General features: G+C 49.5%; 5 protein-coding genes. All 5 read left to right on the forward strand.

Going from position 1 to position 6,530, the window contains the following annotated elements:
• Position 1: 1 nt before the first annotated feature.
• The 5 genes from GPL15_RS19715 (at position 2) to pdxA (ending at position 5,788) form a co-directional block, all read left to right on the forward strand.
• Positions 2 to 1,507 carry a tripartite tricarboxylate transporter permease gene (locus GPL15_RS19715; protein ID WP_215700387.1) on the forward strand — a complete coding sequence of 502 codons (1,506 nt, stop codon included), beginning with the start codon at positions 2 to 4 and terminating at the stop codon, positions 1,505 to 1,507.
• 66 nt (positions 1,508 to 1,573) lie between these two features.
• On the forward strand, positions 1,574 to 2,533 hold the full coding sequence (locus GPL15_RS19720; RefSeq protein WP_215700388.1) for an alpha/beta hydrolase: 960 nt from the start codon (positions 1,574 to 1,576) through the stop codon (positions 2,531 to 2,533).
• 151 nt (positions 2,534 to 2,684) lie between these two features.
• Positions 2,685 to 3,446 carry a DeoR/GlpR family DNA-binding transcription regulator gene (locus GPL15_RS19725; RefSeq protein WP_215700389.1) on the forward strand — a complete coding sequence of 254 codons (762 nt, stop codon included), beginning with the start codon at positions 2,685 to 2,687 and terminating at the stop codon, positions 3,444 to 3,446.
• Positions 3,447 to 3,503: 57 nt separating this feature from the next.
• Entirely contained in the window at positions 3,504 to 4,781 is a 1,278-nt protein-coding gene (locus GPL15_RS19730; RefSeq protein WP_215700390.1) for a four-carbon acid sugar kinase family protein, read from the forward strand.
• Complete coding sequence (gene pdxA / locus GPL15_RS19735) at positions 4,778 to 5,788, forward strand: 4-hydroxythreonine-4-phosphate dehydrogenase PdxA (RefSeq protein ID WP_215700391.1); 1,011 nt, start codon at positions 4,778 to 4,780, stop codon at positions 5,786 to 5,788. Before GPL15_RS19730 ends, pdxA begins: the two co-directional genes overlap by 4 nt.
• The last annotated feature ends 742 nt before the right edge of the window (positions 5,789 to 6,530 follow it).

Raw genomic sequence — 6,530 nt, forward strand, 5'->3', positions numbered from 1 at the left:
TATGCAGGATTTAATTCAGGCTTTGATGGCTCTTTTTACACCTTCCTGTCTGTTTTATCTGTTTTTTGGGGCCCTGGCCGGAGTTGTACTGGGAGCGATTCCCGGTTTGAGCGGTGGGACAGGTCTGGTTATTATGCTGCCTCTGACCTTCCATATGGAGGCTGAACTTGCGGTAGCAACCCTGGTTGGCATCTATATAGGCGGAGTTTCAGGCGGTTATATCGGTTCTATTCTGCTTGGAATTCCTGGCACAACTAATTCGATTGCGACAGTTTTTGATGGATATGAGATGACGAAAAAGGGGGAAGCGGTACGCGCCCTGTCCGCAGCTACAACAGCAAACTTTCTTGGAACAGCGCCGTCAGTCCTCATCGCTTTATTCGCTTCCAGCTGGATTTCCGCCTGGGCTGTGCAGCTTGGACCGTGGGAGTATTGCAGTCTGATGATTTGCGCGTTGACTTTGGTTATTACATTGTCAAAGGGGAATTTAGCCAAAGGTATGATTGCAATGGGATTAGGGCTGCTGATCAGCTGTGTGGGATATGCGCCCATATGCGGCACGCAGCGTTTTACATTCGGCAGTTACTATCTGTATGGAGGATTTAGCTTTATATCAATTATGATGGGAATTTTTGCAGGGGCCACAATTTTGCTGGAATATGCGAGAAACTCAAAAAGCGCCCAGGGAGACATTATTAAAGTTACCCGGTTTAAGCTTCCGGTGAGTGATTTTGTGGCAAATAAAGTGAATGTAATCCGTTCCTGGATCATTGGTCTGGTCATCGGATTCCTGCCGGGGATGGGAGGTACGCTTGCAAATATGGTAGCGTACGCTCAGGCTAAAAGTTCTTCCAAACACCCGGAAGAGTTTGGGACAGGATGTGTGGATGGAGTGATTGCTCCCGAAGTGGCAAACAATGCTTCTGTAGGCGGCGCCATCATACCAATGGTTTCTTTAGGAATACCAGGTGATGGTGCGACAGCGCTTCTTATGGCGGCGCTGACCCTTCAGGGGGTACAGCCGGGACCACTGTTTTCCACAAATAATCCGGTGCTCTTTAACATTATATTTTTTTCGGCGGCACTGGCGGCAATTTTTGTTTTCATAGCTGAAATCATAGGTATGCCGGTATTTCCGGCATTGTTAAAGATCCCATATCATTTTTTATATCCGGCTATTTTGGTACTGGTATTTGCGGGAGCATTTATGGCTTCTAATAATATGTTTGATGTATTTGTCATGCTTGGAGCGATTCTGCTTGGCGTTATCCTGCAGTATTTTCGCATTCCTTCCGCTCCGCTCATCCTCACAGTGGTATTGGGAAACAACATCGAGACTTATTTGCGCCGGGGCTGTAATATGGATGCCAACGGCTGGCGGTCATTTTTCCTGCGCCCGATCAGCCTCACTCTGATAATTATCGCTGTTCTCAGCCTTTTATGGTCATTGTTCGGCGAAAAAATCAAGTTGAAATTCCAGGCATGCAGGACGTCGGATGGTTCTTGACCGGCCTTTTCGGTCAGTAATATAAGCCGTCTGAACGGTTACATTAAAACATAGGAGGCAATGGAAATGAAAATGACAAAGGAAGAAAAAATAGAATGGGCGCGTAAGCTGCGCCAGCCCTCGAACCTGCCGTTTGAAGCGCCGGAAAACTATCTCGGCTGTCTGAACGATGTGTCGGAAAAAACGTTAATGATCCCAACTTCGGTGGGAGACAGTACCTGCTATTTATTTGAAAAAAACAGCGGCGCCGTGAATGATGTATTATTTGTGAATATACACGGCGGAGGATTTGTACAGCTTCATAACCTTTTTGACAGAGCTTTATGCGCAACGTATGCTCTGGAACTGGGCTGCAGAGTTTTGGATATTGATTACCGGGTCGCTCCTGAATCGCCATTTCCTATCCCGGTGATAGAATGTTATGAAGTAATTCAATGGGTACTGAATCATGGAGAAAAATTAGGAATTAATCCGGACAAAGTAATTGTGGGAGGAAACAGCGCTGGGGCGACTTTGACTGCATCAGCCTGTATTATGGCACAGGAAAAAGGGGGGAAGGTTCCTGCGATGACGCTTCTCATCTATCCGGGCGCAGATTCCTTTTTATCGCCGGAAGAGAGTTGCATTCTGAACGATGGGGAAGAACCGGATCTGTCCGATCTGAGAGTGCGGGGGGTTTTGTATAATACGCTTTATACGGATAATGATCCTTCGCTGGCTGGTTCGCCGTATGTAAATCTGGGGCTGGCAACGGAAGAGCAGCTGGCGAAATTTCCGGATACCCTGGTTATCACAGCAGGAAAAGATTATTTACGTTACGGTGGTGAGCGTTTTGCCGGTTTGCTGGCGGCCTCCGGATCTAAAATTATTCTTCAGCGTTTTAAGAACAGTGACCATGGTTTTTATGTACGCTGTATGGGAACAGAGTGGCGGGATGCCAGAGAGCTGGCAATGAATACGATCTGTGCCAAGTTTGGATTAAAGAGGATAAAAACTCCGGAATTAAATGCAGATTCCAACCAGTAAAGTCCTTTGTATAAAAAGAGCATTGTATGAGAAGTTTTAAGTGGTAAGTTCTCATACAATGCTCTTTTTGGGGTTGACATATGCCTCCTGATTCGATAAAATTAGAACAAAATAAAACAAAAACGATAAAAATAGAACAGGAGGCGGTGATGTGCTGCAGGCAGAGCGTATGCGGATCATTTTAAACAAGGCACAGGAGCAGCATTTTGTTACGGTGGAAGAGCTGGCCCGGCTGCTGAAGGTGAGCCTGATGACCATCAGAAGGGATTTAAATACGCTTTGTGAGCAGAATCTTCTGGAGCGCTGCCACGGCGGTGCGCGGGTTCCTGAAGATACGGTTTTAGAGATCGATTACAATATTAAAAAAGAATATCACAGGGAAGAAAAGTGGAGAATTGCTGAAAAGGCCATGGAATTTCTCGGTGAAAATGACACGGTATATTTAGACAGCGGCACGACTATCGGGGAAATTGCCCGGCTGATCTGCGAAGATTCCATACATCTTTCAGTCGTGACTAATGATCTCAATGTTGCTTCCATACTGACCGATTCCCAGGTGGATTTGACAATCCTTGGAGGAACGGTTCATAAGAAAACAAAAAGCGTCATCGGTCATGCGGGAGAAGAATTTTTGAGACAGTTCCGCTTTTCAAAGGCATTTTTGGGAACTTCCTCTGTCAGCCGTAATTTTGAAGTGTTTTCGCCAACGCCTGATAAAGCGTACTTAAAGAAAATGGTTTTGCAGCTTGCTTCCCAGGTTTATCTGGTGGCGGATTCCAGCAAATTTTACTGTCAGGCCATGTGTCTGGCCGGTTCTTTAAGTGAGTTTGCCGGCGTAATCACCGACCGGAAGTTCAGCGAAAAGGAGTGGGAACTGATCAGGAAGCTGAATATTAATATCATTGAGGTTTAGAGCTTTTTGAAAGCCAGGCTTCGTTGAAGCGGGGTTGGCAGAAAGGAGGGGGAAGGGATGGTTAAGGTACTCGTGATAGCAGACGATTTTACCGGCGCCAATGATACCGGATCTTTGCTGAGGGAGAAGGGATTCCGGACATTTTCTACACATAGGAATGAGATTTCCCGGGAAACCAGGGAAAATTACGAGGCGGTGTGCCTTTGCACCAACAGCCGTTCCGCTAATCCGTCTGAAGCGGGGAAAAGGGTGCGTCAGGCGGCAGAGCGGTATCTTGAAGAGGGGATGCTCATCAGCAAGAGGATAGACAGTACTTTGAGAGGAAATGTGGGAAAGGAAATTGAAGGGGCGCTGGAGGCCGTGCCGGAAGGCTGGAAAGCCGTGGTGGTGCCGGTGAGCCCCAGAGCGGGGCGTATCTGTGTGGGCGGATACATACTGGTCCATGGAGTGCCGCTGTCCAAAAGCGACGCGGCCAGGGACCCGAGAACCCCGGTAAGGGAAGAGAAGGCCGTGGACATTATACGGAAACAGACGGAGCGGGCCGTGGGATACATTCCGTTGGAATGCGTCCATCAAAAAGCGGAGGCAGTCGCCAAACGGCTGAGGGAGACAGAATGCTCCATCGTAGTTGCGGATGCGGCCGATATGGACGACATCCGGGAGATCGCCCGGGGCTGCATGGAATCGGGACTGCCTGTAATCTGTGTGGACCCGGGGGACTTCACAGTGGAGACGGCGCGGCTCAGATACAAGTTGGATGGTGAAACAGATAAGAGAAACTTACTGGTTGTGGGAAGTTTATCAAAACAGGCGCGGGAACAGTTGGATTATATGAAGGAACGGAAGGATATCTGTCTGTACCGGATCGATCTGGAGAACCTGCTCCTGGATTCTGCAGGAGAGACGGAGAGGGCAAGAACATTTCTGGAGAGAGAAGGCGGGAGGGATACGCATCTGGGCATCACTACGGCTTATTCCAAGCGGATAGCGGTGGAATCGGATTCAGAGGAAGGCAGGGCGACGGCGGAGCGGATCGCAGATGCCTTAGCAAAAATGGCCCTGGATCTTTTGAGTTTGGAAGCTCTGAGGATCGGCCTGGTCTACGTAAGCGGCGGCGATGTGGCCATGGCATTTGCCGAAAGGGCGGGTATGGAAGGCATAGAACCCCTGGGAGAAATGAGCCCGCTGGCGGTTTACGGAACTATCATCGGCGGAACGGCGTCCGGAATGCGGATTTTGACAAAAGGCGGCATGATCGGTGAACGGGATACGGTATACAAGATGCTTTCCGGCGTAAAGATGATGAATCGGATTAATGAGGAGGAGAGAGAATGAAGAGAGTAGTAGTGATCCCTATCGGGGATATTGCCGGCGTAGGGCCTGAAATTGTGGTGAAGGCATTGGAGCACCCGGAAGTTTATGACTGGTGCCGCCCTGTGGTGGTAGGGGAAAAGGCGGCTGTAAAACGGGCCGCGGCCGTGACAGGTTCAAAACTGGAAATCCATTGTGTGGAAACGCCGGAGGAAGGCATTTACCGGCATGGAATGATAAATTTAATCGATCTGAAGAATGTGGATTCCGAACGCATTGAATTCGGCAAGGTTCAAAAGGAAGCAGGCCGGGCAGCTTTCGAATTCATTGAGAAATCAGTTGAATTGTTAAAAAGCGGGGAGGCGGACGCAATTGCCACCACCACCATTAATAAAGAGGCGCTGAAGGCGGCGGATATCCCATATATCGGCCATACGGAGATCATAGGCGGGCTGTTGGGCGTTGCGGATCCGATGACCATGTTTCAGGTGAGAAATCTGAGGGTGTTCTTTTTAAGCCGGCACCTGTCTTTGAAAGCCGCCATTGATTATGTGACCAAAGACCATGTGTACCGCTATATCCACAGGGTTCACCAGGGAATGAAAATGCTGGGAATCGAAAAGCCGCGTCTTGCCATCGCCGGGTTAAATCCGCACAGCGGGGAACACGGGCTGTTTGGCTGGGAAGAGGTGGATGAAATCGGACCGGCCCTGGAGATGGCGGCGGCGGACGGGATACAGGTGGACGGGCCCATCGGCGCCGATTCCGTATTCCATCTGGCGCTGAAAGGGGCTTATGACGCGGTCATTTCCCTCTATCATGACCAAGGGCATATCGCCACGAAGATGGTGGATTTTGACCGTACGATTTCAGTTACCGTGGGGATGCCGTATATCCGCACATCGGTGGATCACGGGACAGCGTTTGACATAGCGGGAAAGAATCTGGCCTGTGAGACAAGCATGTGTGAGGCCATACGGCTGGCGGCGGAATATGCCGATACTTATAAGCCGGGGATAACTGGGATTTAATTGGTGAAAGTTACGCAGGGAAGCGGGGAGACCGGATGGCGGGAAACCAGGCCGGGGACCGGGGCAGGGGAAAAAAACGATACAGGGATCTGATTCCAACCGTTAAGTTGAACTAAGGCTTCCAGCATGAAAGAGGGCGGTCCGATGCCCATTCACGGTGAACTCCTCATGGCTTCACCGTTCAGGGGCATCTCAGAAACTGATTCGGTTTTCAGTTTCTGCCCGCCCTCTTTCACGCTGGAAACCTAAGTTCAACTAAACGTTTTCCACACGAACTCTGTATCGTTTGTTTTCCCTGCCCCGGTCCCCGGCCTGGTTTCCCGCCATCCGGTCTCCCCGCTTCCCTGCTGGTTTTCCCTGGTTCAAGTAATATAACATTAAGCGCCAAGGCATTTTCGAAAAAGCCTTGACCTTTTACTGTTAATCCCCAGGTCAGTTACTTTAAAACGCTATGTCATAATCTGCACTAAATCCCAAACAACATCCTAGTCAGACTTTACTCTGCCTTTACTACTTCCCTTCTCAAAATCTTTATTTACCCTTTATCAGACCAGTACGCAGCCATGAATCCTGGGAATAGGGACGGACGGGGGTGGAGGCCTGCTTGGAGGTTTGACGCCGGACGGAGCGGAATCCGTTGGCGATGAAAGCCGTCTGGAAAACGTTAGTGAAACTTAGGCTCCAGGGACGGAAAAAGACGGGCAGAAACTGAAAACCAAATCAGTTTCTGAGATGCCCACTG

It is taken from the genome of Clostridium sp. MCC353, assembly GCF_018785315.1.
Taxonomy (GTDB): Bacteria; Bacillota; Clostridia; order Lachnospirales; family Lachnospiraceae; genus CHH4-2.